Genomic DNA, 26,883 nt, shown 5'->3' on the forward strand with positions numbered 1-26,883 from the left:
GTTGCTCTCCCTCCCCGAGCTCTCGACCACGGCGCTCCGTCCTCCTTCGGCGCGGGCGGTTGTCAGTCGACGGAGGCCATGAAGTCCAGCATCCTGCGGTTGATCTCCTCCGCGTGGTCGATCTGCGGCCCGTGGCCCGTGCTGGAGATGATCTCGGCCCGGGCGCCGGGGATCAGGCGCGGCACGCGCTCCGCCTGCCGCTGCGGGTGCACGAGAAGGCTCCGCTTGCCGAGCACCAGATAGAGCGGCGTCCGGATGGTTGACAGCTCCTCCTCGGACAGCGGCAGCGGCGCCGGGCGACGTATGCGGTAGGCGCGGACCGCCGTTCGGATCATCGCGCGCAGTTCCGGCACGACGAGGACCGGCTGTTCGAGCCAGGCGGCCAGTCGCGGGCGGAGCGCCTTGGGCGCGAAGGTCGCGAAGAGGCTGGCGAAGATCCAGACGAAGAAGCGCAGCCCTACCTTCTCCAGGCCGCCGGGGTCGAGCAGGGTGACCGAGGCGAGGCGGCCGGGTCCGCGGTGCGCCTGGTTCAGGGCGAGCCAGCCACCGTAGGAGGAGCCGACGAGGTGGACGCGGTCGAGTCCGAGCCCGGCGAGCGTCTCGTCCAGCCACTGCGCAGCCCGTTCGGGCCGGTGGATGGGTTCGCGCTGGACGCTGCGGCCGGGATCGCCCGGGGTGTCGATCGCGTAGACCGGGCGGTCCGCGCTGAGGGCAGGGGTGTTCGGGTACCACATGGCGGAGCAGGAGCCCGCTCCGTGCACCAGGACGACGGGGGTGCGGGATCGGGCGGCGTGGTGCGCGGGGCCGTAGCGGTAGACGTGCGTGGTACCGAAGGACGTCTCCACGTCCTCTTCCGAGAGCGGGGACGCCCCCAGTGCGTAGACCGCATCGCAGGCCGTCAAGTAGCGCTCCCGCCAGGCATCGCTCACATAACGGCCGACATCGGCCCGGGTGCGGGCAGCGGTCTCGGACATGACACCTCCGGCGTTCGGTTTTGTGATACGAACGTACCATGACGTTGGTACAGCTGTATCATCCAAGGCCACCATGAGGGCCGTAGCGGGAACGACGAGCGGAGAACCGGCCGATGCCCAAGCGCGTGGACCACGCAGAACGGCGCACCGAGATCGCCGAGGCCCTCGTCCGGGTCGCCGGCCGACGCGGACTGCATGCCGTCGGGATGCGCGAGGTGGCTGCGGAGGCGGGCGTATCGCTGCGGCTGGTGCAGTACTACTTCCAGACCAAGGAGAAGTTGCTGCTCTTCGGGCTCGAGCTGCTGGCGGAGAGATTCGGGGAGCGGGTCTCCGCCCGGGTCCGGGCCGCCGGGGACGCTCCGGGTCCGCGCGCGATGATCGAGGCGCTGCTGATGGCGGCGCTGCCGACGGACGACGAGAGCCGCACCTTCCACCACCTCTACACGTCCTACGCGGTTCTGGCCGTGAACGACCCGGCGCTCGCGGCCCAGCCCTTCATCAAGAACCCCGACGCCGCAGAGGACGCCCTGACCGAACTCCTCCGGCAGGCTCAGGAAGCGGCACTGCTCGAACCCGGTGTGGACGCACGGCTGGAGGCAGCCGGCTTGCTTGCCATGTCTGCGGGACTCGGCACCGGCGTCCTCGTCGGCCAGCGCAGCCCGGAGTCCGCGACCACCGTCCTGAGCCACCACCTGAACCGCATCTTCCGCACCGGTGATGCGGTCCGGACATGAGTGACCGGAGTCCGGCAGCCGTGGAGCTGAAGACCGCCCGGCTGGTGCTGAGACGCCCCACCACAGCCGATGTCGACGCGATCTTCGCCGTCCACCGTGATCCGGAGGCCTGCGCCCACAACCCGTCCGATGCGCTCGCCCGGCTCGAGGAAGCGGAGGCGCTCTACCGGCGGTGGGACGACCAGTGGCAGCAGTACGGATACGGGTACTGGGTCGTCCGGCACCACGGCTCCGCTCGGCAGCTGGGTTTCTGCGGGATCAAGCCCATGGAACTGCACGGGGCCCCGGTCCTGAACCTCTTCTACCGTTTCGCCACCTCAGCCTGGGGCCAAGGCTTCGCCGGTGAAGCCGCAAGCGCGGTTGCCGCCTGGGCATCCCGTCACCTTCCCGGCCTCCCGCTGATCGCCCGCGTCCGACCGGCCAACGTCGCGTCTCAACGCGTGGCGGTACGCGCCGGGCTCAGCCGAGCACGGCATCTCGACACGGAGGGATATGACGGCTTCGACTGGATCTACATCGCCCGGCACGCGAACAGCGCCGAATGAATTCCCGTAGCGGCAGCGCTCAGTTGGCGGGCGCCTCCGCACGCGGGGCCGGCAGCTGGTTGACGATCAGCACGACTCCGCTGAACAGGAAGACGCGCGTCGCGGCGTCCAGCCCGTTCCAGTCCTCCGACTGCCACATCGAGAACCACTCGCCGCCGATGCCGATGAACCCGGCCCCGAACAGCAGCATCACCATCAGCAGCCCGTACGTGGACATGCGCCGGGCGCGCACGTCATCGCGTCTGGCCCACAGCCAGCTCCCGTATATGAGGACCAGCGCGGCGACGGTCTCCCAGACGATGATCGCGACGTAGGCGGCGTCCTGCAGCCCCCGGCTCGTGACGGCCCGCCACATCAGGTCCTCGTCCTTGAACGTGGTGTCCATGGCCAGCACGTGCCGGACGAACTGCTGATTGGTCCCGAAGTCGGTGATGTTCCCGAAGGCGACGAGCGCCATGTAGAGGGCGATGGTGGCGGTGAGCAGGGTGGCGGCTAGCGACAGGGCGCCGCGCGGGGTGGAGGGTGTGGAGGTGGCCATGCAGATCATTCTCCCCAGTGGCCGGGGCGGACGCGACAGAATGAGACCGAAGCCGACCGTGCGACACGAGGGGACGTCACGATGGCCCAGGCGCGACCGTCGATGCAGGAGCTGATCCGGCAGCGCACCCGGGCCGGATTCGTCGGCAGGGGCGCCGAACGGGCCCTGTTCCGGGCGAACTTCGACACCGCCCTGCACGACGAACGCCACCGCTTCCGCTTCCATGTGGAGGGCAACGCCGGTGTCGGAAAGACCTTCCTGCTGCGGGAGTTCGAGCAGATGGCCCGCGAACAGGGCGCTGTGACGGCGTACATCGACGACAGCGCGGGCAGCGTGCCGGAAATGATGGCGGAGATCAGTCGCCAGTTCGCCGCCCAGGGGCGGCGGTTGAAGGAACTGGACCGGCTGCTCGCCGCCCACCGCGAACGCCGGCACGAGGCCGAACTGGCCGCGCTGGCCGTTCTGGACACTCCGCCGGAGGAGGCCGGACCGTCCGCGGGCGGGAGGATCGTCGCACGGGCCGGGGTCGTCGCCGCCGGGATGGTGCCCGTGGTCGGCCCGCTGGCGGGCATGCTGGACGCGGAGCAACTCGCCCACGTAGCCGACCGGTTGCGCGCGAGTCTCATCGACCGCTTCCGCAACCACGAGGACCTCCAGCTGGTCCTTGCTCCCGAGCAGGTGCTCACCCCGGTCCTCCTGCGCGAGCTCGCGGACACGGCCGCTCCCTGGATCGCCCTGTTCCTGGACACGTACGAGCGGACGGGCCCGTATCTGGACCCGTGGCTGCACGAGACGATGACGACGGAGCGCCACGGCCCCCTGCCCGCCACCACGGTCGTGGCCACGGCCGGCCGGACGCCCCTGGACGCGGCCCGCTGGGGCGGGCTGGCGGACTTCGTGACGGAACTCCCGCTCGCCCCCTCCACGGAGACGGAGGCACGTGCCCTGCTGGCCGCCAGGGGCGTGACCGCCGAACCGGTCGTCGCGGAGGTGCTGCGCCTCACCGGCGGCCTCCCCGTCCTCGTCTCCACCCTCGCCGAGTCCCGCCCCACCGACCCGGACGACGTGGGCGACCCGAGCGCGACGGCCGTGGACCGCTTCCTCAAGTGGGAGGAGAACCCGGCCCGACGGGCCGCCGCCCTGGCCTGCGCGCTGCCGAGATGGCTGGACGGCGACGTGTTCCGGGCGGCGGCCGACTGCCCGCAGGAGGAACGGGAGCCCCTCTACGCCTGGTTGCGGGACATGCCGTTCGTCGGCGAGCGCGGCGGGGGACGACTCCACTACCACGACGTCGTACGGGCGCCGATGCTGCGCGCGGAGCGCCACAGGTCGCCCCGGGAGTGGGCACAGCGGCAGTGCCGCCTGGCCGGGTCGTTCGGAGCCTGGCGCGAAGAGGCCGGGGCGGCCGCGGCATCGGGGAGCTGTGGGCGGACGAGGCGTGGCGGGAGCTGCGGCTGGAGGAGACGTACCACTCGCTGTGCGCGGGGGACCGGGACGCGCTGCCGCAGGCGTTGCGGGACTTCGTCCGCATGCGAGGCGGGCGTGGCCGGGCGGTGGGCCCGCATGCTGGTGGACGCCGGAGCGGACGCGGACGCGAAGCCGGTGTCCCGGTGGGGCAGCGAGCTGACGACGGCCCTCGACACGGAGGGCGTCGGTGCCGAGCTGGGCCTGCTCCTGCGCCGTGCCGTGCTCGACGCTCCGGCCCAGGCCCGGGCCCGCCTCGTGCGGGGCGACGAACTGCGCGGCGAGGGCGCGTACGCGCAGGCCCTCACCGAGTACGACCGGGCCGTCGAGCTCGATCCCGCACTGGCCGCCGCCTACCGGCACCGGTCCGGGATCCGGGGTGACCTGGGCGACCACGACGGGGCGATCGCCGACCTGGACCGGGCCGTCGCACTGGAACCGGACAACGCCTGGTACGTCGCGCTGCGCGGCGAACACCACCGGATCGCCGGACGGGACGCCGAGGCGGTCCGGGACCTCACCGAGGCGATCCGCCTCGACCCCGCGCTCGGGTTCGCCTGGGCCTCCCGGGGCGCCACGCACGAGCGCGCCGGAGAACCGGACGCTGCCCTGGCCGACCTGGAGCGGGCGCTGGACCTCGACCCGGACTACGCCTGGGCGCTCGCCCGCCGCGCCCGGGTCTGGCGTGCCCGGGGCGACTCCCACCGCCAACTGGCCGACCTCGGCCGGGCGCTGGCCCTGAGCCCCGACTGGCCCTGGGCCCGCTGCGAACGGGGCGACGCGCTGCGCGCCGCGGGCCGCGACGAGGAGGCGGTCGCCGACCTGGACATCGCGCTGGCCCTGGACCCCACGTACACGTCGGCCTACGCGAGCCGCGGCGAGTCCCTGGCCCGACTGGGCCGCCACACGGAGGCTCTGGCGGACCTGAACCGGGCGGTGGAGATGCGCCCGGGCTACGTCTGGGCCCTGTGCCGCCGGGCCGTGCTGCACGCGGTCATGGGATGCCCGGAGCAGGCCAGGGCGGACGTGGCACGCGTCCGGGACCTGGATCCCGAGGCACTGGAAAGGTTCGCGGACGTCAGCGTCCTGCCGTGAACTCCACGAACTCGGACCAGGCACCGCCGGTGAACGCCAGCCGGGCGCCGTCCTTGTTCTTGGAGTCACTGAAATCAGCACCCCCGTACACCACTTCGCGATCCAGCTGTCCGCCACTCGCAGGGGTGCCCGACTGGCTCGCCTGCTCGCCGAACGCCAGCTCGACGAGTGGGGTGAGGCGTACGACGCCGCCGCGCAGGTGGTGGCGGAGCTGGCGTCGAACGCGGTGCTGCACGGACGCGTCCAGGGCAGGGATTTCCGGCTGGCGCTGCGGCTGCGCGCCGACCGCACGCTGCGTATCGAGCTCACCGACGCCCGAGGTGACCGGATCCCACGGCTCCCGGAACCGGCCGCGGACGACGCGGAGACCGGCCGCGGGCTGCGGATCGTCTTGGCGTACGCCCACCGCTGGGGCGTGCTGGAGGCGGCTGCCCACGGCAAGACGGTGTGGGCGGAACTGGCTCTGGAGAAACCGGACTTGCCCGGCCGCGGGGTCTAGGGTGATCCGATGGACGTGGGGGCGGTCTTGATTGCCGTGGCCGGTGTGGCGGGGACGCTGGGAGGTGCTCTGCTCACCCAGCGCGGGGCCGAGAAGGCCAAGCGGCGTGAGCTGGAGATGGCGCAGGCGCTCCAGGAAGCGCGCGAGAGCCGTGAGCTGCGGCGCCGGTGCTACTCGGAGCTGCACCGCGACGCACGGCAGTTCTGCACGGCGCTCAGCCGGCATCTGTACGTCATGCGCGACCGCACGCCCGGTGACGAGGACGTCCAGGCGCTGGAATCCGCGAAGGGCGCGTACCGCGACCGCTGGTCCGAGGCGCTGATGATCGCGCCCGACGGCGTGATCGCCCCCGCGCAGGAGGTGAACCGGGCCCTGAACAAGGTCTACGGGCACGTCAAGCGCCTGGAGCAGGGAAACCCGCGGCCCGGTGAGGACCTGCACGCAGCGGCGGTGGCGCAGCACGGCATCTGGTCCCTCGTGGCGGACATGAGGGACGCGATGCGGCGTGACCTGGGGGTGGCCGGGGAGGCCGGGGTGCGGTTGCGGTCCTCCTCCGAGGTCGCCGACGCCCTGCTCCACGACTTCGAGGAGCCGGACCGCACCCCGTGACGGAGACGCCGGAAGCGCTCAGCGCAGCCGGTCCACGTACATGTCCGTCCCCGGCACCGTCGGGACGAACGGCGCCACCAGCTCCACCCTGCCCAGCCCCGATTCCGCCACCGCCGCGTCGAGGCCGGTGAAGTACGGCTCCCAGCACTCCCCCGGGTCGGTCTGGAGGAACCACAGGAGCGTCAGGCGGGTGTCGACGCCCTCGACCTGTTTCACGTAGGTCATGCGGTCGCCCGGGAGGGGCGTCGGGCTGAAGACCGTCACCAGGGCTGCCGGAGAGCCCGCCAGGCGCTTGGGGAGGTGGCGGGTGCGCAGCCACTCCAGGAGCGGGGCGCGCTGCTCGGGGGTGTCCGCCTCGACGACCTGGAGGACCAGGCCCGCGTAGGGGTGGTCGAGGGCGTGGACGTCCCGCGGGCCGGCCGCTCCGTCGCGGTACACCGTCGCCTCGTGGTTCTGGAACGCCGTGAGGACGTGCGTGCGGTCGTGGTAGACGCGGGCGTCCCGGTTGAGGCGCTTGTTGACGGCGACGGTCCAGCGCATGTGGTCGTCGTAGCGGCCGGCGGTGATCCAGTACGTGGAGAGGTAGCAGCCGGCGGTGACGGGCTGGGCGATCGCCGACTTCTCGGGGTAGCGCAGGAGTTGGAGGTCGCGGGTCGCCACCCAGCGGCGGCCCGCCTGCATCCAGGGCATGGCCATCGCGCCGGCGTAGTAGTGGTCGTCCTCGTACCAGCGGTTGTACGCGTACTCATGGCCGGGATGCGGCTCGACCATGGTGATGAGGGCGTGCCCGGGGTGGGTGCCGTAGGGGCCGACGGCGGCCAGTTCGGCGTACAGCTCGCTGCGGGTGTCCTCGCTCATGCTCTTCCCCTTCGTCGGTGGCTGACCCATACTCTGACGCTCCGTCAGATGTAGCGCCAGGGTTCCGCTCCGGGGAGGTCCTGCCATGTCACTGCTCGCGGGGAAGACGGTCGTCGTGTCGGGGGTCGGGGCCGGGCTCGGACGGCAGGTCGCGGCGGCCGTCGTGCGGGACGGCGGGCGGGCCGTGCTCGGGGCCCGCACGGAGGCGAGCCTGGCGAAGACGGCCGCCGAGGTCGATCCCGGCGGGGTGTGTACCGCGTACCGGGTCACGGACATACGCGACGAGGCGCAGTGCGAGGCGCTGGCCCGGCTGGCGCGGGAGCGGTTCGGCGGGATCGACGCCGTCGTGCATGTGGCCGCGCTGGACAGTTACTTCGGCGGGCTGGAGGACGCCGACTTCGAGTCCTGGCGGTCAGTGCTCGACGTGAACCTGCTGGGCACGCTGCGGATGACCCGGGCCTGTTTGCCGTCGCTCAAACAGGGCGGCGGATCCGTGGTGTTCGTCGGGACGCAGTCCGCGGTGGCGGCCCCCTCGCAGGTGCGGCAGGCGGCGTACGCGGCGTCGAAGGGGGCGCTGACGAGTGCGATGTACTCGCTCGCGCGGGAGCTGGGACCCCACCGGATCAGGGTCAACACCGTGCTGCCCGGCTGGATGTGGGGGCCGCCGGTGCAGGCGTACGTGCAGTTCGCGGCGCAGTCGGAGGGGGTGCCGGAGGCGGTCGTCCTGGAGCGGCTGACTGAGCGGATGGCGCTGCCGGATCTGGCCACGGACACGGATGTGGCCGACGCGGTGGCGTTCCTGGCGTCGGACAGGGCACGGGCGATCACAGGACAGTCGTTGCTGGTCAACGCGGGGGAGCTGATGCGTTGAGTTCATGTGGATGAACGGCGACCATCACACAGAACTTCTTTACCTCCCTTTGACCTGACGATCACTTGTCGTGTTCACGCGGCAGCGCCCACGATGAGCGCCGGGCTGATCCCTGGGAGGGCGCACATGAACGGTCTCGACTGGGCCGTGCTCATCGGCTACTTCGCCGTGATGGTCGCGATCGGCGTCTGGTCGCACAAACGCGTCGACAACGTCAGCGACTTCTTCACCGCCGGCGGCAAGATGCCGTGGTGGCTGTCCGGCATCTCGCACCACATGTCGGGCTACAGCGCGGTGATGTTCACCGGGTACGCGGGCATCGCCTACACCTACGGCGTCACGTCCTTCGTCACCTGGTCCTTCCCCATCGCCCTGGGCATCGCCATCGGGTCGAAGCTGTTCGCCCCGCGCATCAACCGGCTGCGCTCCCGGCTCCACGTGGCCTCCCCGCTGGAGTACCTGAAGAACCGCTACGACCTCAAGACGCAGCAGGCGCTGGCCTGGTCGGGCATGCTGCTGAAGATCGTGGACGTGGGCGCGAAGTGGGCGGCGATCGCGACGCTGCTGTCCGTCTTCACGGGCATCTCCCTCAATCAGGGCATCCTCATCACCGGCACCATCACCGCCGTCTACTGCACCATCGGCGGGCTCTGGGCGGACGCGCTGACCGAACTCGGCCAGTTCGTCATCCAGTTGCTGGCCGGCATCGCGATGTTCGTGGCGGTGTTCGTACGCCTCGACGATCACGGCGGCTTCTTCGGCGTCTGGGACTCGCCCGAACTCCAGGGCCACGAGAAGCCCCTGGTCGGCGAGTACGGCACGGTGTTCCTGCTGGCGTTCCTCTTCATCAAGCTCTTCGAGTACAACGGCGGCATGCTCAACCAGGCCCAGCGCTACATGGCCACGCCGAACGCCAAGGAGGCCGAGCGGTCGGCCCGCCTCTCGGCGATCCTCTGGCTGATCTGGCCGCTGGTGCTGTTCTTCCCCATGTGGATGTCACCGCTGCTGGTCGAGTCGCAGAAGCCGGACGGCTCGGACTCCTACGCCCTGATGACCGAACAGCTCCTGCCGCACGGCCTGCTGGGCCTGGTCATCGTCGGCTTCTTCTCCCACACCATGGCCATGTGCTCCTCGGACGCCAACGCCATCGCCGCCGTCTTCACCCGGGACTGCGCGCCGGTGATCTGGGCACGGGCCCGGGCCTGGAACCAGAGCCAGGGCCTGCGGGTCGCCCGCATCGCGACGGTCGTCTTCCTCGGCCTGTCCATGGCGGCGGCGACGCAGGTCAACTCCCCCGCCTTCAAGGACATCATCACGGTCGTCATCAAGTGGGTGGCCGGTCTGATGGGCCCGATGGCGATCCCGATGATGCTGGGCCTGCTGCGGGCGTTCCGCCGCTCCGGCCCGACGGCGGCCCTCGTCAGCTGGTCGATGGGTCTGCTCGCGTTCTGGCTGGTGAACTACCCGATCAGCTGGAACGTCGAGGGCGGCGTGCCGCTCCAGTACCAGGTCTCGATCCCGCTGGCGGTCTCGCTGGTCCTGTACATCCTCGTCGGCTACATCCGCCCGGAGGACACCCCGGAACGGCTGGCGATCATCGAGCGCATCAACACGGACGACGACGGCACGGCGGCGGCCACGATCCCGGCTCCGGCCGGACCGGCGGACGAGGTGGTCCGGACGACCGGCAGGGAGTGACCCGCCGACGCCGCCCGGCTCGGGTCGTGTGAGGCCGGTTCAGGCCCTCGGGTAGCGGGCGAGCCAGCCGGGGGACGAGCCGGCCGGGCCGTGCAGGGCCGGGCCCTGGGTCATCTCCATGGCGAAGTCGTCGGCCAGTTCCAGGATGGTCGGGCGGCCCTCCAGCTCGGCCAGCCAGGCCGGCGGCAGTGCGGTCTCCCCGTGCAGCGCGCCGAGCAGCCCGCCGGTCAGCGCGCCGGTGGCGGCGGACGGGCCGTCGTGGTTCACGGCGAGACACAGCCCGTGCCGGACGTCGGCCGCGACCAGCGCGCAGTACACGGCCGCGGCGACCAGCCCCTCCGCCGTACCCGCCCCGCTCAGCTCGGCCACCCGCTCCGGGCCCGGCATGCCCTGCCGCACGGCACCCAGCGCATGCTGCAACGCGTCCGACACCGGCTGGTGCCCCGGCCGGGCGGCCAGCAGCCCGAGGGTCCGCTGCACGGCCGCATCGAGGCTCTCGCCCAGCGCCAGCGCATGCACGACCACGGCGTACGCGCCCGCCGCCAGGGCCGCCGTGGGATGGCCGTGGGTCTGCGCCGCGCACTCGACGGCGAGCTGGGCGACCAGCTGCGGCTCCCAGCCCACCAGCAGCCCGAAGGGGGCCGACCGGGCGGCGGCCTCGGGCCCGGCCTCACCGGGGTTCTTGGGCGCCTCCGGCGTCCCCATGGTCTCGTCGCCGAGCCCGAGCAGCAGCGCGCGGCTGGGCTCCCGCCGCGCGTACAGCCACTCCTCCCGCGCCAGCCACCCGTCCTCCTTGCGGCGTTCGTCGGGCCCCCAGTCACGCTGGGTGGCGGCCCAGCGCAGATACGCCCGGTGCAGGTCGGTCGGCGGGTGCCAGGCGCCGGTGTCCCGCCTGACCTGGGCCCGTATCAGCCCGTCGACGGAGAACAGGGTGAGCTGGGTGAGGTGCGTGACGGCGCCGCGTCTGCCGAAGGCGGGGGCCAGGTCCACCAGGCCCTCCGCCCCGTGCGCCTCCCGTATCCCGTCGATGGTGAGCCCGTCGACCGGCGTCCCCAGTGCGTCTCCCACGGCCACGCCGAGCAGGGTCCCGCGCACCCGGCTGCGGAAGTCCTGCTGCTCTGTACGGCCCCAGACGGCGCCGGCAGTCGCACCCACCTAGACCTCCCCGGGGCACCGTCCATACGTACGACAGCTCAGCACTGTAATCGAACGGGAAAGGTGTTCAGAGGGGTGATGCGGGCCGGGCCCACCGGATCAGCGCAGCTCCTCCGGGCACGGCGTCCCCCGCGGGAGCTGGTACGGCGCCGCCAGACGGTACGTGCCGGCCTTCGGGGCCAGCAGCTCCGTCCACTTGTCGCCCTGCGCGTCCTCCTCCGTCTCCGCGAGGCAGCCGTTGACGTTCACGTACGTCTTCGGCTCGCCCTCGGGACGGTTCCTGGACTCCTCCGTCTCCTGCGGCGGCTTCAGGCTCTTGCCCTCCGCGTCGACGATGCTCAGCCACGGCGAGTACGGGATGCGGACCAGGATGCGCCCCGCCTTCTTCACCTGGAGGACCATCTCGCCCTGCTCGGCCCGGTCGACCACCGTGTTCGGCTCGGCCAGCGGGGTCGGGGCGCTCACCTTGAACAGCTGCCAGGTGGCGTCGCCCCAGATCTGCGTCAGGTACGGCAGCCCGCGCCGCACCAGCGCCCGCTCCCGCTGGCCCCCGTCGCCGTCCGGCTCGCCCTTCGGCAGCACGACGTAGTGCACCGCCCAGCGCTTCAGCCACTCGTGGTAGTTCGCCGAGTTGAGGGTGTCGTCGTAGAAGAGGGGGTTGCGCTCCATGTCGGCCTGGCGGTTCCAGCCGCGGGCCAGGTTGACGTACGGGGCGAGCGCGGAGGCCTCACGGTGGGAGCGGGCCGGGACGACCTCGACCCGGCCCTTCTCGGCGCCGACCTCCTGAAGCTCGTTGACGAGCGGCGCGAGCTCACGCGACCAGGACGCCGCCGGGGCCGTGTGCACGATGTCGTCGACCGTCTTGAAGCCGATCCACACGCCGAAACCGCACAGCGCCACGACGGCCGCGTACCACTTGCGGCTGCGCGGCACCGTGAAGGGCAGCGCGGCGACCAGCGCGACCCCGGCGAACAGCATCGCCAGCCGGGTGATGTTCGACCCGATCTGGGAGCTGATCAGCCACACCAGCACGACCCCCAGGCCGTACACCGCGGCCGTGAGCCGGACCGTCTTCCACTCCCGCGGGACCAGCACGTAGGCGAGGACCGAGAACGCGAGCGGCAGCAGCACCGAGCCGATCATCATCGGCTGTGTGCCCGAGAACGGGAACAGCCACGCCGACACCGCCACCACCGCGGTCGGCGCAAGACCCAGCGCCCACGCGCCCGGCCGCCGCTTTTGCAGGAACAGCGCCACCGCCACCAGGCCCACGAACAGGCCCGCGACCGGCGACGACATGGTGGCCAGCGCGGCCAGCGGCGCCGCGCTCAGGGCCTTCGCCCAGCGCTTGTAGCGCCACCGGTACGGCCAGCAGAACACGACGGCGACCGCGCCGAGCGCGAACATCATGCCGAGACCGAACGTCACGCGCCCGGACACCGCGTTGCAGAACAGCCCGAACACACCGGCCAGCGACGCCCACAGCGGGTTGAGGACGGAGCGGCTGCGCAGGAGGAGCAGGGTGAGCAGACCGGCCGAGACCGTGCCCGCGATCATCATCGTCGTCCGCACACCCAGCAGCGACATCAGATACGGCGACACCATGCTGTACGACACCGGGTGCATCCCGCCGTACCAGGCGAGGTTGTACGCCGAGTCCGGGTGCCGGCCGACGAACTCGGCCCACGCGTCCTGCGCGGCCAGGTCGCCGCCGCTGTTCGCGAACGTGAAGAACCAGAGGATGTGCAGCGCCGCGGCGAGGCCGGTGACGGACAGGACGGGGTGCCGCAGCATCCGCTCACGCAGCGCCAGTACCGGAGCGGGCCACTCGAACCGCGGGCCGCCGCCCTCAGGCGCGTTGCTCCCGGGCGCGCTGTCTTCCGGTGTTTCGGGCAGGCGTATTCGCGGGCCTGATACCGAGCCCGGTTCGGTGTCGTCTGCGCGTGTCGGCTCCGCAGTGGCCACTCGAAGGCACTCCCCGTGTCCCGTCTTCTGTTCTCGGTCTGTCCCGGTTCGGGACGCTAGCACGCACCCCGCCGGGCGGCGCCCGGACGGGCCGTCACCGGCGGAGTGCGGTGGTGCGGGTGGCGCCCCGGGTCAGCCGAGACGTGTGAGCTTGGCCGCGAAGTCCGGCTCCACCAGGTCCTTCTGGAGGGCCACCGGGACCTTCACGGCGCTGGTGGTGCCGTCACCGACGGTGAGCGTGCCCACCTTCGTACCGGCCTTCGCCGTGTGCGGCAGGTCGTCCGCGGCGAACGTCAGCTTGACGGACAGGCCCGCCCAGCCGACGGCCGTGACGTCCTTGGTGACGGCGACCGGTGTACGGCCGCCGAGACCGTCGTCGGCGTACCCGACGACGTCGCCCTTCTTCAGGATCGTCGCCGACTCCAGCGCGCCCTGCGCGGCCCGGATCAGCTTGTCGCCCTCGTGGAGCGCGGCGCCGAGGATGGTGTTGTCCGGCCCGCCCGCGGGCTGGCGCACGACCGCGCCGATGATCCGGCGGGTCTCGCCGTTCACGTCCTTCTTGGCCGCGAAGACGAGGTTGCCGAGCGCCGACGTGGTGGTGCCGGTCTTGATGCCGGTGACGTCGTTGTAACCGACCAGGCGGTTCCAGTTGTCGTGCTTCTTCCCCTTGTAGTCGACGTACGACATCATCGCCGCGACCTCGCGGAACACCGGCTGCTGCATGGCGGCCTTGGCGAGCTTCACCTGGTCGACGGCCGTGGAGACGGTCGTGTTGTTCAGGCCCGACGGGTCGGTGTACGTCGTGTTCTTCATGCCGAGGTCTGCGGCGGCGTCGTTCATCTTCTGCACGAACGCCTTCTCGGACCCCGCGTCCCAGCGGGCGAGCAGGCGCGCCACGTTGTTCGCGGACGCGATCAGGATGCTCTCCAGGGCCTCCCGCTCGGTGATCCTGTCGTCCTTCGTGACGTCGACGGTGGACTCCTGGCCGGCGTCGGACTGGTCCTGGGCGGCCTGGTCGATCAGGATCTTCGGGCCGTCCGCGCCGCTCTTGAGCGGGTGATCGCGCAGGATGACGTAGGCGGTCATGACCTTGGCGACGCTCGCGATCGGGACGGGCTTCTGCTCGCCTGAGGAGCCGAACGTGCCGATGCCCTGGACGTCCAGCGCGGCCTGGCCCTTGGTGGGCCAGGGGATGTCGACCTTGCCGCCCTCGAAGGTGTAGCGGTCCTCGGCGGTGAGCTCCAGGGTGGGTGAGGGCAGCGGGCGCACGCTCTGCACGACCGCGAAGACGACCACCAGCAGCAGCACCAGCGGCGTCCAGATCTTCACCCGCCGGGCCGCCGTCCGCAGCGGGGTCTCCGGGGGCGGCGGGGTGTTCGTCAGCTCGGCCAGCAGATCCAGCGGCGGCTTGGGCGGCAGCGGCTGCTGCGTGGTGCGCTCGGGGCCGACGGTGGGGACGGGCGCGGTGGCTTCGGCCGGGGCGACGGGCTTCTTCGTCGCCGGGTCGTCCAGGGGCTTGAGCGCGACGAACTTGCTGGTCCGCTCGGCGTCCTTCTCCGGGACGTCCTTCTTCGGCGCGTCCGTCTTCGGGAGGTCCGACTTCGGGAGGTCCCTGGCCGCGCCCCCGAGCTTCAGCATGGTGGTGGGCTGATCGACCGGAGGCCGTACGGCCTTGAAGACGGCGGTGGGCTGGTCGACGGGGGGTTCGGCGGGGGTGTCGTCGGTGTCGTCGGCGTCGTCGCCCGACGCGCCGGTGACGTCGTCCTCGGCGTCGGTGGCGGCCGCGGCGTCCGTGGCCTTCGGGCTCTTGACGTCGTTGTCGGCACCGGGCTCCGAGGGCGCGGAGTCCTCGTCGTCGGTCCGCTCGTCCGCCTCGGCCTCCGCCTCGGCCTCAGCCTCAGCCTCCGCCTCGGCCGTGTCGTCGTCGGCGTTGGCGGAACGGTCCGCCTCGGGCTCGCCGGCGTCACCCCGGCCCGCCCCGGAGCCCTCGGACGCCGCCTCTGGGGCTTCCTGGGCGTCCTCGGCGTCCGTGCCGGCCTCAGCGGGCTCGTCGGCCCGGTCGTCCTCGGCGTCGGCCTCCTCCGCCTTCTCAGCCTCCTCGGCCTTCTCGCCCTTCCCCGCGCCCTCGGCGGCAGCCGAATCGCCCTCGTCCGCCGACGCGACCCACGCGGCGACGGCATCCCGCAGCCGCCCGTCACTGCCTTCGGACTCCTCGGAGCCCTCGGACCCCTTCGCCTCCTCGGGGGAGCCGGAAGCGTCCTGCCCGGCGTCAGCCGCCGTGTCCTCGGCGTCCGAGTCGCCGTCGCCGTCGGCCCGCTCGGCCTCGTCCTCGGTCTTCTCCGCCGTCCGCGTGGACAGGACGCGGGTCGCCGTGTCGGAACCGCCCCGCGCGGCGGACCTCTCCGGGTCCCGGGCCACCGCGAGCCGCGGGTCGGCGACTTCGCTCCTGGCCTCCGGAACCGGACTCGCGCTCCCCGACGTCTCTCGTGCCGACGACTCGCGCTGCTTCGACCTGTCGGGGGACTCGCCCGCCACCGATGCCTCCTCCTCGCGCCGCATGCCCCGCGTGCGCGTACCGAACCGTGAACCGCCGCCCGTGACACCGCTCCGGCGCTGTCCGAACCATGTACCAGTGTCCTGTGTGCGGGCCAAACCCATCCGGTAGACGAGAACGACATACCTACTGGTTCCACTACGAACCGGTCACGCACCCTCGACAGACCAATGTGAGAGGGGTCACCCTGTCTTTCATCCACGCGGGGAGGCATGGATGGGCAGGAGCCGCAGAACACTTCCGGAGGAGCTTCTGCTGCTGGCGTTGGACCCGGCCACGGGTACCACTGCACAGCCGCAGTCGCTCGACCTCGGTCTGGCCGGAGCACAGCTAGTAGAGCTGGCGCTGGCCGGACGGATAGCCCCAGACGGGGATCGTATCGCCGTGGTGGCACCACGGCCGACTGGAGATCCAACGTTGGACTGCGCGTTGGAGCTGCTGCGAAGGCGTGGCGCTCCCGTGCGGGCAGTGAACTGGATTGGCGGGCCGCGACTGGGGCTGCGCCAGACCTACCTCTCGCATCTGGAGCGGTGCGGCATGGTGCATGCCGTGGCCGGCCAGATGTGCGGAGTGCTGCCGACGACTCGCTACCAGGCGACGGACACCGAGATCAGCCGGGAGATCAGGGCCCGGCTGGACTCCGCGATCCGCACCGGCGTACCGCCGGACCCGCGGACCGCGGCCCTCGCGGCCCTCGCTCACGCGGTCGGCCTCGGCAAGCACCTGTACCCGGGCAACGAGGGACGCTCCTCTCGCTCCCGGCTCAGGGACCTGATCAGGCACGACCCCATGGGCGGTCTCGTCGCGCACGCGGTGATGGACGTCCAGAACGGCGTCGCGGCCCAGCCGCGCCGCAGCCCGGCACCGTCCGGCCGTCAGGCGGCCGGCCCGGCCAGGCCCGCACCGGAACCCGCCCGCGGCGTTCCGATGCAACCGCGCCACGGGAGCATGGCCCGCGCCGTGGCCCACTGAGCCGCGCCGCACCGCAAGACCCGGGCGCCGCACGACCTACGACCGGCACACGCACCACGGGACCCACGACCCGGTCACGGGAGCCGCTGTCCGAGCGGGGTGGAGAGAGCGCACACTCTCTCCGCCCCGCTCGGCGTGCCGTGTCGTGTCCGAACTGGCGTGTACCCGTCGCATATCCACCGTTTCCCAGCGGTAGTAAGCACCTTGGTGGCAGTCTGCACAACAGCAGATACGCAAAGTAGAGGCACGCAGCCGGAGGTGCACGTCCCGTGGCGTCCAATGTCAATCCCACCGTCAGGCGGCGCCGGCTGGGCCAGGAGCTCCGCAGGCTCCGTGAGCTCAAGGGCATGACGGCCGAAGAGGTGGCCGAGCGGCTGCTGGTGTCGCAGTCGAAGATCAGCCGTCTGGAGAACGGGCGGCGCAGCATCAGCCAGCGTGACGTGCGCGACCTGTGCGGGGTCTACGAGGTCGAGGACCAGCGGATCGTCGACTCGCTGATGCAGATGGCCAAGGACTCCCGGCAGCAGGGCTGGTGGCACGCCTTCGGGGACATCCCCTACAGCGTCTACATCGGCCTGGAGACGGACGCCGAGTCGCTCCGGGTCTACGAACCCCAGATCATCACCGGCCTGTTGCAGACCCGTGCGTACGCCGAGGCCATCATCCGGGGCGGTTCGCCCGAGGCGTCGGAGGCGGACAACGACAAGCGCGTCGAGGTCCGGCTGCGCCGGCAGGGCCGGATCACCGCCGAGACGGAACCGCTGCGGCTGTGGGTGGTCCTGGACGAGGCCTCCCTGCACCGGATCGTCGGCAGCCGGCCGGTGATGCGCGAGCAGCTGGAGCACCTCATCGAGATGTCGCAGCTGCCCCACATCACCGTGCAGGTCCTGCCGTTCGAGGTCGGGGCGCACGCGGGCATCAACGGCCAGTACTCGATCCTGGAGTTCGCCGACGCGGCCGACTCCAGCGTCGTCTACATCGAGGGCGTCACCAGCGACCTGTACCTGGAGAAGCCGCTCGACGTGCAGAAGTACACGGTGATGTACGAGCACCTGCGGGCCCAGTCGCTGAACGTGGACCAGTCGCGGCAGCTCATCGAGCGCGTGGCGAAGGAGTACGCGCGCTGAGCAGCCGCCGGAGGATGACCTTCCATCGGGCAAAGCGCGGGATGCTACACCCCTGACACGCCTGACTGGAAGTCTCCCCTGGAATATGCCATCCAGTCGAGTGAATGACTGCTCCGAACGAGGATGTTGGCGAGTAGCGTCGATCACGCCAACCACCAGCACGGGTTGGCGTAAACGCAACTCGCAACGGAGCGAACATGGCAATTCGTCTGGGCGCCACGGAAACGTGGACGACGTCCTCCTACACCAACAACAACGGCGCGTGCGTGATGGTCAGGTCGACCGTCGACGAGGCCCTGGAGCTCGGGGACACCAAGATCCCCGAGGGCCCCAAGCTGGCGTTTCCCGCCGCCGCGTGGAACGCCTTCGTGGACTCGGTCAAGGCCTGACCCAGCGAGACCGCACCACGAGCACCACCGACAGAGCCCTCTCGACCAGCATCGCCGTCCTAGCCGAGAGGGCTCCATGGTGCCCACGGGCCTGAGCAGGCCCCGGGGGGATCAGCTCACCGGGAACGCCACGTCACACACCAGGTCCTCCGGTCCCGTCGCCGCCCAGTCCGCGAAGTAGAGCTCCCGGCCGGGGCCGGTCGGCGTCAGCCCCTGCGCCGCCATCCACTCCTCCACCGCCTCGAACGCGGCCAGGATCTGCGGGTACGCCACCTGCGCCTTGGTGATCCTGGTGTACGCCAGCCGCCGGGCCGGCTCCACCCGTACCGCCGTCTCCCACGCCCGCCCCCGCCGCTCGGCCCAGACCCGGGCCGCCGCCTCGTCGGCCACCGGCACACACGCCTCCGCGGGGCCGTCGCTCTCCGTCGACACCTCCGCGTAGTAGGCGACGTAGGGCACCCCGGCCACGCCTCCGCACTCGCGGGCCGCCTCCTCCAGCCGGCCCAGCGCCGCCCCGATCCACGCCGGCAGCTCGTCCGCGAGCGTGTGCCGCTTCTCGCAGATCACCGCCTGCGCGGGTGTCTCCACCGTTTCGACCGTGAACTTCCCGTACATCTCGGAGCTCCTCCCCGACAGCCGTCCACGGAGGTACTCGGCGAGCGTCCGCTGCCCCGCCACCCGCGCCTCGACGTCCGCCCAGTACGTACCGAGCAGATCGGCGGCCCGCGGCCCGTCACCGGCCGCGACCACCTCGGCGATCCGGGCGAGCGGCATGTCGAGCTGCCGCAGCATGGCCACGAGCCGGGCCTGTTCCACCTGGCCGGCACGGTAGTAGCGGTAGCCGGTCGCCTCGTCGACATGCGCCGGCGCGAGCAGACCGAGCCGGTCGTACAGCCGCAGGGCCTTCGCCGAGAGGCGGGCGCGCGCGGCGAACGCCCCGATGGTGAGCAGTTCCAGATTCCGTTCCGGTCCGTCCACCACGGCATCCTCCGTCATCGGGCGGCTCTTCCGCCCGACGACGAGGACGCTCGGGCCTGCCCCAGGGGCAAGGTCAAGCGGAAGGGCGTCAGGCCAGCTCGGCCTCGATCGCCGCCACGACCTCCGCGGAGTCCGGCTCGGTCTGCGGGGAGAAGCGGGCCACGACCCGGCCGTCGCGGCCGATGAGGAACTTCTCGAAGTTCCAGCGGATGTCACCGCTGTGCCCCTCGGCGTCCGCGAAACCGGTCAGGCGGTCGTACAGCGGGTGCCGGCCCTCGCCGTTCACGTCGACCTTCTCCGTCATCGGGAACGTCACGCCGTACGTCGCCGAGCAGAACTCGGCGATCTCGTCGGCGCTGCCGGGCTCCTGCCCGAGGAACTGGTTGCAGGGCACGCCGAGGACGGAGAAGCCGCGCGCGGCGTACTGCTCGTGGAGCTTCTCGAGGCCCGTGTACTGCGGGGTCAGGCCGCACTTGGAGGCGACGTTCACCACGAGCACCGCCTTGCCCGCGTACTGGGACAGGTCGGCCGGGCCGCCCTGCAGCGCACCGATCTCGACGTCGAGGGGAGAGGAACCGTTGGTAGTCGTCATGCCTCAGACCCTAGCTCCGGCGGATTCCGGGCCGGTGCCGGCCCGGGGCCGGGCCTCGGTGGCCTCCACCAGGACGTGCCCCGCCGCCGTCCGCGAGTACAGCACCGACCGGCCCGCCCGCCGCCGTTCAACCAGACCGGCGTCCAGCAGCACCCGCAGGTGCCGCCCGACCGAGCCGAGCCCCTGCCCGGTCACGGCGACCAGCTGGCTGGTGCTCAGCGGCGAGCCGAGCCGGACCAGCACACCGGCCCGGGCCGTGCCGAGCAGTGCGCCGAGGCTCGCGGGCACGGGCCTGCCGCCCGGGTCGGCGAGTGCCCCGGCGCACGGGTAGACCAGCGCGTACCGGTCCGAGCCCTCCCAGGCCACCCAGCCGATGCGCTGCGTGGTGATCGGCACGAACACCAGCTCGGCGCCGGACAGCTCCCGCGGCGGGTACTCCTGCGCGTTCACCTGGAGCCGGTTCTCCCCGAGCCACTGCGTCCCCGGCCGCAGCGTGTCCAGCGCGCTCGCCCAGCCGCCCCGGCTGACCTGCGCGGTCCGTGCGACCACATCGGCTTCGAGGATGTGCCGGCGGTGCGGCCAGTACGGCCGCACCGCCGTGGTCCAGACGTATGTCAGCAGGTCCGCGGCACGCTCTGGGAGGTCGTCCCGGTGCAGCACCGCCGGGACCGGGCCGCGCAGGGAGACGGTGAGGTCGGCGCGGGCCGCCGCCGGATCGGCCGTCCGCACCCGCGCGACCCCCTGCTCGAAGGGCTCCCCGTCACGCGGGGCGGGGGAGAGGAAGTCCGCCGTCCACTCCTGCCCGATCCCGGCGTGGACCAGCTGCGCGGTCACCGGGTCCCGGGCCAGCCGCCGCCGGTAGGCCGGCAGATGGGCGTCGAGCCACCGCCGCTCGCCGGGATGCGCCGCGTCGGCCGCGTGCAGCAGCCGCAGACTCGCGAACACCTCGGCGAACGGCGAGATCACGAACCGGCTCCCGGCCAGGGTGTCGGCGCTGATCTGCCACCAGCCCATGAGCCACCCCCTTCGCGAGGCTCGCGAGGTTTCGCGTCTGCGCGAAACAATAACCACGCGATCAGGGACCTCGAAGACTCCGCGTATGCGCAGCTACCGCGAACTGTTCCGCACGCCCGAGTTCACCCCGTTCTTCCTGGCCGCGTCGGCGCAGACGGTCGCCCAGACCATGGGCGGGCTGGCCCTGGGCACCCTGGTCTACCGGGCCACCGGCTCACCACTGCAGTCGGCGGTCAGCATGTTCGGCTCGTCGCTGGTGCAGGTGCTGGGCGCGACCCTCCTGCTCTCCGCCGCCGACCGGCTGCCCCCGCGCGCGGCGCTGACGGTCCTGCCGCTGCTCTTCGCCGCGGCCACGGCCGCCCTGGCCCTGCCCGGCCTGCCCGTCGGCTGGCTCTTCGCGATCGTCCTCGCCAAGGGGCTGGTGGAGTCGGTGGGCGGGGGAGTGCGCTGGGGCCTGCTCAACGAGATCCTCTCCAAGGACGGCTATCTGCTCGGCCGCTCGGTGTTCAACATGATGAGCGGCGTCATGCAGATCGCCGGCTACGCGGCGGGCGGTGCCCTCGTGACTCTGCTGTCCCCGCGGCTGTCCCTGCTGGCCGCCGCCGGGCTGTACGGCACGGCGGCCGTCGTCGTCCGCCTCGGCCTGACCCGCCGTCCGCCCCGTACGACGGGCCGCCCCTCGGTGGCGGCGACCTGGCGCGCCAACGCGCTCCTGTGGTCCTCCCGGCCCCGCCGCCAGATCTATCTGGCCCTGTGGATCCCCAACGGCCTGGTCGTCGGCTGTGAATCCCTCTTCGTCTCCTACGCCCCCGACTCCGCCGGCACCCTCTTCGCCTGCGCCGCGCTGGGCATGCTCGCCGGGGACGTGCTGGTGGGCCGCGTGCTCCCGCCGGGCCCGCGCTCCCGCCTGGGCTTTCCGCTCCTGCTGCTCCTGGCCGTCCCGTACGTGGTGTTCCCGCTGCAACCGGCGCTTCCGCTCGCGGCGGCCGCGGTCACGCTGGCCTCCGTGGGGTTCGGCGCGGGACTCGTGCAGCAGGAGCGACTGGTGGCCTCTGTCCCCGACGGGCTCACGGGGCATGCCCTCGGGCTGCACTCGGCGGGGATGCTCACGATGCAGGGGGTGGCGGCGGCGCTCGCGGGGTCGGTGGCCCAACTGACCTCCCCGGCCGCGGCGATGGCGGCGATGGCCGTGGCGTCGGCGGGGGTGACGCTGCTGCTGACGGTCGCGGCGAAGCGGGAGGAGCCGAGGGCGGTGAGCCGCTGAGGGGCTCTCAGGAGGGGGCGTCGCCGAGGACGGAAACGGGGACGGAAACGGGGACGGCCGGGGCCTCCACGAACACCTCGGGGACCTCGTTGTCCACGACGACCCTCGACAGCAGAACGGCCAGCCGGTCCCGCTCGGTGCCGCTCAGCCCGGACGGCAGTGCCTCCATACGCCGACAGGTCTCGGCGTAGAACTTTCCGGCGAGCGCGGCCCCTTGGTCCGTCAGCCCCACCCGTACGGCCCGTCCGTCGCGCGGGTCGGCCTCCCGCCGTACCAGCCCTCGCCGCACGGTCCGGTCCACCAGCCCGGTCAGACTCGACTTCGCCAGCCCGAGCGTCTCGCCGAGTTCGCTCATGCCGTACGGCCGGGGCATCAGCACACACAGCAACTGCCCCTGGTGCGGCGTCAGTCCGTACGCCCGGCTGGCCTCCGCGTACACCCCGTCGACCAGGAACGCCGCACGCACCAGCGCGGCGACGACCCCCACCTGTCCGGCTGCCCCGTTCCCCATCGGGTCAGGGTACCGACCGGTCTGTCGCGGTGCCGGGGGGTGCGTCACTCGTCGTCCGGGGCCTCGCCCTCGATGAGGCGCTCGGCGATGTCGTCGGCCCACTCCTGGGCCCAGCGGCGCAGCCCGGCGACGGCCGGGGCGTCGAGGCCGGCCACGGTGAACGCCCTGTCGTCGAGCCAGTCCGTGCCGGTCAGCCGGGCCTGGAGGTCGGTGAGGTCGAAGGTGTCGGGGGCGTGGCGGCGGCCGAGCTCTTCGAGTTCGGGGTGGCTCCAGCGGGCCGAGGCGGCGTGCACGTCGACCAGGTCGCGCGCGAGTCCGCGGTCGGCCAGGTCCCGCACCCGGGTGCCGAGGAGGTCGTCGAGGGAGAGCACCGGGCCGAGCTCCGTCTCCACGGGCGGGCGCCACAGCACCTCCTTGTGCAGGGCGACCTCGCACTCCACGCCGCTCGCCGCGTCGGTGACGAGGAACTGCGCGGACAGCGGCCCGGCCTCCAGGGTCTGCACGAGCCAGCCCCGCCCGACCAGCCCGGTACGGACGGTGTCGGCGATGGTCTCCATCGCGGCCGGGTGCTCCGTGGCGGCGTCCACGTCCGGCCCGACCCGCTCCAGGAGCCCGTGCGCCAGCACGGCGTAGCCGCCGGCGAGGACGAGGGAGTAGGCCTCACCCACCGCGAGCAGATCACCGAGGAGCCGGCCGGCGGGCTCGGGGACGGGGGGAGGGGCGGGCATGTCCTGATTATCGCGTGGGGGCGGGCGGGGGCCGGGATGACCGACCCGGACGGGTGACGGACGGAGGCCGATCCTGCTCAGGGGCGCGGGGAACTGTGCGACCAGCTCCCACGGCGCCGCACCGGACCACGTACACCCGCCTACGGCTTGCGTCCCACCCCGCAGTACGCGTCGACGGCACCGGTACCGGCGTCACCCAAAGCCCCGGGTCGCCACTCGGGAACCCTCACCACCCCCGGCTCCACCAGCTCCAGCCCGTCGAAGAACCCGGCGATCTCGGCGACCGGCCGGACGTAGTACGGCACCGCACCGCTCGCGTTGTACGCCTCCGACGCGGCGATCATGCCCTCACTGGTCGCGGTGCTGTCGCTGATCACCAGGTGGCTCCCGGCCGGCAGCCCGGCCATGAGCCGCCGTACCAGCTCACGGGCCCGCTCGTACTCGGCGACATGGCCCAGGGTGTTGAGGATCATCAGGCCGACCGGCCGGGAGAGGTCGAGCGTGCCGGCGGCGGCCTTCAGAACGGCCTCCGGGTCGTACAGGTCGGCGTCCAGGTACGCGGTCCTGCCCTCGGCCGTGCTGGTGAGGAGGGCGTTGGCGTGGGCCAGCACGATGGGGTCGTTGTCGACGTAGACGATCCGGGCGTCCGGAGCCACACGCTGGGCCACTTCATGCGTGTTGTCGGCGGTGGGCAGTCCGGTGCCGACGTCCAGGAACTGCCGTACGCCCTGCTCACCGGCCAGGTACTCGACGGCCCGCCCCAGGAAGCGGCGGCTCGTGACCGCGACGTCGACGAGCCCCGGGAAGATCGACTTGATCTGGTCGCCGATCTCGCGGTCGACCTCGTAGTTGTCCTTGCCGCCGACGAAGTAGTTCCAGAAGCGGGCCGAGTGCGGCTTGGAGGTGTCGATGCGGTCACGCAGGCTGTCGTCGGACACGGCGGGGCCTCCTGGGGGGCGGGGAAGGGGGGACCGGCCCCCAACCTAGGCGAACTTCCCCATGCGATACGGGCGTTGTCTCTCCGCCCGGACGCCTGCCGCGCGGTTTCGGCCATGACCGGCCCGCTGCTACACCCCGCGGGAGGCGATCCCGCCCAGGTCGCCGCCGCCCTCGTGCCCGTGGCGCTGGGTGACCAGCCAGAACGCCCAGGCGAGGGCCCACAGCAGCAGCCCGGCGGCGACCGGGGTACCGAAGATGATCAGCAGTCCCGCGCCGATGTTGGCCCCGATGCCCCCCGCGGTCAGGATCCGCCACCCCACCCCGAGCATGAGACCGAGCACCACCAGCGGCCCGAGCACCCCCCACCACCGCCGGTCCATCGCCCCGCGCAGCGTGCCCCGCACGAGCACCGCCGCACCGGCCACCGCCAGCACCAGCGCGAGCCCCCCGGCGACGGCGGCCACGCCGTCCCCGATGTCCCACGGCTGAAACGCGTAGTCGAGCTCACTGGCCGGCAGCCCGTCGTAGTTCTGCTGCCCCATCAGCCCCCAGGCCGCCACAGGCACACCACCGACGAGCGCGGCCCCGGCCGCCACCATTCCCCGAATAGTCATACGCCCAGGATCAGGGGGCGGCAGGGGGCCGTCATGAGCACGCGTACTCAGGAAGACCCGGGGGCGCACCCGGGAGGCCCTGCGCGAGACGCTGCTCCGGGTGGCGTCGGAACGGCACGCGAACCGTGTCGGTGGCGCCGCCGGCAGCGGGCCGCCCTGCTAGGACCCCCCGCTCGTGGCGCGACGGCCCGGGGGTCGTCGCGCCGACGGTCAGGACGGGGCGACCGCGTGTCCCGTCCGTGCCTGGTCCAGCCGGGTCAGGTGCGGGTGTAGCTGTGGTTGGCGACCTGTCACGGCCCGACCCTGATACTGGAGTTGCCGCTGCTCCGGTACCCCTCGGTCGCCATGATCATGTAGTACTTGAAGTTGCCCAGCGGCATCCCGGCCCGGGCCCACGCGTCGAAGTGGTTGCCGGCCGTGATGGTGCCGCCGGTGCGCTTCGACTGCCGCACGCTCCAGTACTGGTCGAAGGTGCGCACGCCCTCGACGGACGGGGCGTTGTACCGCGTCGTCTTGTAGATGTCGTACGTGCCGCCGTCGCTGGTGACGGTGCCCTTGTACGTGCCCGTCGGCCGGTAGGTGCCCCAGTTGTCGACGATGTAGTACTCCACGAGCGGGTTGGCCGTCCAGCCGTAGAGGGTCAGGTAGGCGTTGCCGGACGGGTTGAACGTGCCCGAGTACGTCACCGTGCGCCGGGCGCCGGTGCTCCAGCCCTTGCCGGCGACGAAGTTCCCGGTGTTGCGCCAGGACGTGCTGTAACTGCCGCCGGACGACAGGGTCATGGAGACCGTGCCCGGCGCGTCCGTCCAGAACGAGTAGTAATAGCCGTTGTTGGTGCCCGTCTGGTTGGTGGTGACGACGGTGTCGGCGTGCGCGGTGCCCGGCATGGTGAGGGCCGCGACCGCGACCAGCAGCATGGTGCAGGCGCTGCTGATGAGCAGCCGGAAGCGGCCTGGTGACTCCTTCATGGGGTGCTTCCTCCTCGTCCTCGTGGGGTGGTCGATGGGGGAGCTCTGTCCTCCGGAGTGTTGGCCGAGCCCTGTCAACTGTCAATGGTTTCGGCGTCTCCTGCGAAATGTTCGAGGGTGAAGGGAGACTGCGTATGGCGGGAGTTCGCCCTGTTCAAGCGGGATTTCAGGGCTGACCGGCCGCGAGTGCGGTTGCCCTGCCTGTCCTTCGCTCTCGCGGAGGAGATGATTCCGTTCGTCGAATGTTTCGGACCTCTTCCGGACGGATCAAGCCGCAGCCACGCTGCGGCCCGCCTGGTGCGCGGAGAGCGCCGCGCGGTCCCGCAGGGCTTCATGCACCGCCATCAGCGCGTCCCTGCGGCGCTGGGCGGGGTCGTCCGGGAGGTGCGTACCAGGTGAAGTCGTCGCCCACGGGCCGTGAGGGCGGAGGCCGTCACAGCTCCTTGAGACGGGCCTTGAGCAGGCAGAACTCATTGCCCTCGGGGTCGGCCAGCACGTGCCGCTGCTCCTTGCCGGTCTGCCCGATGTCGGCCGGACGCGCCCCGAGCTTCAGGAGGCGTTCGAGCTCGGCGTCCTGATCGCGGTCGGTGGGGTTGACGTCGATGTGCAGCCGGGTCTTGCCCGGTCCCGGCTCGTCCCGGCGGCTCAGGATGATCGTCGGCTGAGGCCCGCCGAACCCCTCGCGCGGCCCGATCTCGACAATACGTTTTCTCGAACCATGACGACGTGGTGGGGAGTGGGCGGCCATCCCTCACGGGGCGAGTTTCTCGCCCGGAGATAGTGTGCCGACCATGGGTTTGGATCAGGACGGCGTGCTGCTGCCGCGGCTGCGGCCGGTCGGCGTCGCGCGGCGAGCGGTGACGTTCGGCTCGCTGGGCGTGGTACCGCTCATGGTGGTGACCTTGAGTATCGATCGTCACAGCGATCGAGAGGAATTCCTGGCCGTCTTCAGTGCTGTTGGTCTCCTCGGTGCGATCTTCCTTGTGGTCGGTGCCGGCTTCTGGTGGGCCAGTGCGGGAGACGTCCGGCGTCTGCGGGACTGGGGCACCGTCACGACGCAGGGCGAGGCAGCGACCCTGGTGGGCCCGCTGTTCCTGCGCTCCGGGCTGTTCCTGCTCGTCCTGGGCGCTGCCGCTTTCGGCTTGTACCACCTCGTGGCGACCGCACCTTACGGCAGCCGGTTGCACGGCTAGAGCGCCCAGGGCCTTTCCATCAGCGGCTACCGGGT

Annotated in this window: 27 protein-coding genes; 12 read left to right on the forward strand and 15 right to left on the reverse strand. The window is 71.7% G+C overall.

Features of this window, described 5'->3' with window-relative positions; translation table 11 throughout:
* Nucleotides 1-62 precede the first annotated feature (62 nt).
* Complete coding sequence (locus OO68_RS32975; RefSeq protein ID WP_033312881.1) at nucleotides 63-974, reverse strand: alpha/beta fold hydrolase; 912 nt, start codon at nucleotides 972-974, stop codon at nucleotides 63-65.
* A gap of 113 nt (nucleotides 975-1,087) precedes the next feature.
* On the opposite strand from OO68_RS32975, the gene OO68_RS32980 reads away from it, so the two are divergent.
* Complete coding sequence (locus OO68_RS32980; protein WP_033312882.1) at nucleotides 1,088-1,708, forward strand: TetR/AcrR family transcriptional regulator; 621 nt, start codon at nucleotides 1,088-1,090, stop codon at nucleotides 1,706-1,708.
* Complete coding sequence (locus tag OO68_RS32985; RefSeq protein ID WP_033312883.1) at nucleotides 1,705-2,253, forward strand: GNAT family N-acetyltransferase; 549 nt, start codon at nucleotides 1,705-1,707, stop codon at nucleotides 2,251-2,253. The genes OO68_RS32980 and OO68_RS32985 overlap by 4 nt, the downstream gene beginning before the upstream one ends.
* Before the next feature lie 19 nt (nucleotides 2,254-2,272).
* On the opposite strand, the gene OO68_RS32990 is transcribed toward OO68_RS32985, so the two are convergent.
* On the reverse strand, nucleotides 2,273-2,791 hold the full coding sequence (locus OO68_RS32990) for a DUF2165 domain-containing protein (protein WP_033312920.1): 519 nt from the start codon (nucleotides 2,789-2,791) through the stop codon (nucleotides 2,273-2,275).
* A gap of 81 nt (nucleotides 2,792-2,872) precedes the next feature.
* Here OO68_RS32990 and OO68_RS48360 point away from each other — a divergent pair, with 81 nt between their 5' ends.
* The 3 genes from OO68_RS48360 to OO68_RS33005 all read left to right on the forward strand — a co-directional run bounded on the left by OO68_RS48360 (nucleotide 2,873) and on the right by OO68_RS33005 (nucleotide 6,458).
* Nucleotides 2,873-5,350: a tetratricopeptide repeat protein gene (locus tag OO68_RS48360; protein WP_063739351.1), complete on the forward strand. Its 2,478-nt coding sequence runs from the start codon at nucleotides 2,873-2,875 to the stop codon at nucleotides 5,348-5,350.
* A 73-nt stretch (nucleotides 5,351-5,423) separates the two neighbouring features.
* Nucleotides 5,424-5,849: an ATP-binding protein gene (locus OO68_RS33000; RefSeq protein WP_033312884.1), complete on the forward strand. Its 426-nt coding sequence runs from the start codon at nucleotides 5,424-5,426 to the stop codon at nucleotides 5,847-5,849.
* A 9-nt stretch (nucleotides 5,850-5,858) separates the two neighbouring features.
* Nucleotides 5,859-6,458 carry a hypothetical protein gene (locus OO68_RS33005; protein ID WP_245237257.1) on the forward strand — a complete coding sequence of 200 codons (600 nt, stop codon included), beginning with the start codon at nucleotides 5,859-5,861 and terminating at the stop codon, nucleotides 6,456-6,458.
* Between the two features lie 18 nt (nucleotides 6,459-6,476).
* On the opposite strand, the gene OO68_RS33010 is transcribed toward OO68_RS33005, so the two are convergent.
* Nucleotides 6,477-7,316 carry a hypothetical protein gene (locus tag OO68_RS33010; RefSeq protein ID WP_033312885.1) on the reverse strand — a complete coding sequence of 280 codons (840 nt, stop codon included), beginning with the start codon at nucleotides 7,314-7,316 and terminating at the stop codon, nucleotides 6,477-6,479.
* An 85-nt stretch (nucleotides 7,317-7,401) separates the two neighbouring features.
* On the opposite strand from OO68_RS33010, the gene OO68_RS33015 reads away from it, so the two are divergent.
* Together OO68_RS33015 and OO68_RS33020 are read left to right on the forward strand one after the other, a co-directional pair.
* Nucleotides 7,402-8,187 (forward strand): SDR family oxidoreductase, encoded by a 786-nt coding sequence (locus tag OO68_RS33015; protein ID WP_033312886.1) that lies wholly within the window; start codon nucleotides 7,402-7,404, stop codon nucleotides 8,185-8,187.
* 126 nt (nucleotides 8,188-8,313) lie between these two features.
* Nucleotides 8,314-9,885, forward strand: a complete 1,572-nt coding sequence (locus tag OO68_RS33020) for a sodium:solute symporter family protein (RefSeq protein WP_033312887.1) — start codon at nucleotides 8,314-8,316, stop codon at nucleotides 9,883-9,885.
* A gap of 39 nt (nucleotides 9,886-9,924) precedes the next feature.
* On the opposite strand, the gene OO68_RS33025 is transcribed toward OO68_RS33020, so the two are convergent.
* The 3 genes from OO68_RS33025 to OO68_RS33035 form a co-directional block, all read right to left on the reverse strand.
* Nucleotides 9,925-11,040: an ADP-ribosylglycohydrolase family protein gene (locus OO68_RS33025; RefSeq protein ID WP_033312888.1), complete on the reverse strand. Its 1,116-nt coding sequence runs from the start codon at nucleotides 11,038-11,040 to the stop codon at nucleotides 9,925-9,927.
* Between the two features lie 99 nt (nucleotides 11,041-11,139).
* Nucleotides 11,140-13,005, reverse strand: a complete 1,866-nt coding sequence (locus OO68_RS33030) for a DUF8823 domain-containing protein (RefSeq protein WP_033312889.1) — start codon at nucleotides 13,003-13,005, stop codon at nucleotides 11,140-11,142.
* A 132-nt stretch (nucleotides 13,006-13,137) separates the two neighbouring features.
* Entirely contained in the window at nucleotides 13,138-15,540 is a 2,403-nt protein-coding gene (locus OO68_RS33035; RefSeq protein WP_033312890.1) for a D-alanyl-D-alanine carboxypeptidase family protein, read from the reverse strand.
* A 235-nt stretch (nucleotides 15,541-15,775) separates the two neighbouring features.
* Between OO68_RS33035 and OO68_RS33040 the strand changes: the two genes are divergently transcribed.
* The 3 genes from OO68_RS33040 (at nucleotide 15,776) to OO68_RS33050 (ending at nucleotide 18,047) form a co-directional block, all read left to right on the forward strand.
* Complete coding sequence (locus OO68_RS33040) at nucleotides 15,776-16,531, forward strand: GOLPH3/VPS74 family protein (protein WP_033312891.1); 756 nt, start codon at nucleotides 15,776-15,778, stop codon at nucleotides 16,529-16,531.
* Between the two features lie 269 nt (nucleotides 16,532-16,800).
* Nucleotides 16,801-17,658 carry a helix-turn-helix domain-containing protein gene (locus tag OO68_RS33045; RefSeq protein WP_033312892.1) on the forward strand — a complete coding sequence of 286 codons (858 nt, stop codon included), beginning with the start codon at nucleotides 16,801-16,803 and terminating at the stop codon, nucleotides 17,656-17,658.
* Between the two features lie 197 nt (nucleotides 17,659-17,855).
* On the forward strand, nucleotides 17,856-18,047 hold the full coding sequence (locus tag OO68_RS33050) for a DUF397 domain-containing protein (protein ID WP_033312893.1): 192 nt from the start codon (nucleotides 17,856-17,858) through the stop codon (nucleotides 18,045-18,047).
* A 111-nt stretch (nucleotides 18,048-18,158) separates the two neighbouring features.
* Here the strand turns inward: OO68_RS33050 and OO68_RS33055 are convergent, their stop codons facing one another.
* From OO68_RS33055 to OO68_RS33065, 3 genes are all read right to left on the reverse strand, one after another.
* Nucleotides 18,159-19,043 carry a MerR family transcriptional regulator gene (locus OO68_RS33055; RefSeq protein ID WP_033312894.1) on the reverse strand — a complete coding sequence of 295 codons (885 nt, stop codon included), beginning with the start codon at nucleotides 19,041-19,043 and terminating at the stop codon, nucleotides 18,159-18,161.
* A gap of 70 nt (nucleotides 19,044-19,113) precedes the next feature.
* The gene (locus OO68_RS33060; protein WP_033312895.1) at nucleotides 19,114-19,617 is read right to left on the reverse strand and encodes a glutathione peroxidase; all 504 of its coding nucleotides are present in this window, start codon (nucleotides 19,615-19,617) and stop codon (nucleotides 19,114-19,116) included.
* A gap of 3 nt (nucleotides 19,618-19,620) precedes the next feature.
* Nucleotides 19,621-20,631 (reverse strand): ArsR/SmtB family transcription factor, encoded by a 1,011-nt coding sequence (locus tag OO68_RS33065; protein WP_033312896.1) that lies wholly within the window; start codon nucleotides 20,629-20,631, stop codon nucleotides 19,621-19,623.
* An 85-nt stretch (nucleotides 20,632-20,716) separates the two neighbouring features.
* Here OO68_RS33065 and OO68_RS33070 point away from each other — a divergent pair, with 85 nt between their 5' ends.
* Entirely contained in the window at nucleotides 20,717-21,895 is a 1,179-nt protein-coding gene (locus OO68_RS33070) for an MFS transporter (protein ID WP_033312897.1), read from the forward strand.
* Nucleotides 21,896-21,902: 7 nt separating this feature from the next.
* On the opposite strand, the gene OO68_RS33075 is transcribed toward OO68_RS33070, so the two are convergent.
* From OO68_RS33075 to OO68_RS33105, 6 genes are all read right to left on the reverse strand, one after another.
* Complete coding sequence (locus tag OO68_RS33075) at nucleotides 21,903-22,406, reverse strand: MarR family winged helix-turn-helix transcriptional regulator (protein WP_078625603.1); 504 nt, start codon at nucleotides 22,404-22,406, stop codon at nucleotides 21,903-21,905.
* A 44-nt stretch (nucleotides 22,407-22,450) separates the two neighbouring features.
* Nucleotides 22,451-23,134: a nucleotidyl transferase AbiEii/AbiGii toxin family protein gene (locus OO68_RS33080; RefSeq protein ID WP_033312898.1), complete on the reverse strand. Its 684-nt coding sequence runs from the start codon at nucleotides 23,132-23,134 to the stop codon at nucleotides 22,451-22,453.
* Nucleotides 23,135-23,274: 140 nt separating this feature from the next.
* Nucleotides 23,275-24,072 (reverse strand): SAM-dependent methyltransferase, encoded by a 798-nt coding sequence (locus OO68_RS33085; protein ID WP_033312899.1) that lies wholly within the window; start codon nucleotides 24,070-24,072, stop codon nucleotides 23,275-23,277.
* A 129-nt stretch (nucleotides 24,073-24,201) separates the two neighbouring features.
* Complete coding sequence (locus OO68_RS43210) at nucleotides 24,202-24,687, reverse strand: hypothetical protein (protein WP_209442646.1); 486 nt, start codon at nucleotides 24,685-24,687, stop codon at nucleotides 24,202-24,204.
* Nucleotides 24,688-24,977: 290 nt separating this feature from the next.
* Nucleotides 24,978-25,655, reverse strand: coding sequence for an endo-1,4-beta-xylanase XynA (xynA, locus tag OO68_RS33095; protein ID WP_033312900.1), 678 nt, complete (start codon nucleotides 25,653-25,655; stop codon nucleotides 24,978-24,980).
* 433 nt (nucleotides 25,656-26,088) lie between these two features.
* Nucleotides 26,089-26,403, reverse strand: a complete 315-nt coding sequence (locus OO68_RS33105) for a VOC family protein (RefSeq protein WP_051814893.1) — start codon at nucleotides 26,401-26,403, stop codon at nucleotides 26,089-26,091.
* A 43-nt stretch (nucleotides 26,404-26,446) separates the two neighbouring features.
* On the opposite strand from OO68_RS33105, the gene OO68_RS33110 reads away from it, so the two are divergent.
* Complete coding sequence (locus tag OO68_RS33110; protein WP_033312925.1) at nucleotides 26,447-26,848, forward strand: DUF6336 family protein; 402 nt, start codon at nucleotides 26,447-26,449, stop codon at nucleotides 26,846-26,848.
* Nucleotides 26,849-26,883: the final 35 nt, after the last annotated feature.

This window comes from Streptomyces iakyrus (assembly GCF_000717055.1).
Taxonomy (GTDB): domain Bacteria; phylum Actinomycetota; class Actinomycetes; order Streptomycetales; family Streptomycetaceae; genus Streptomyces; species Streptomyces iakyrus.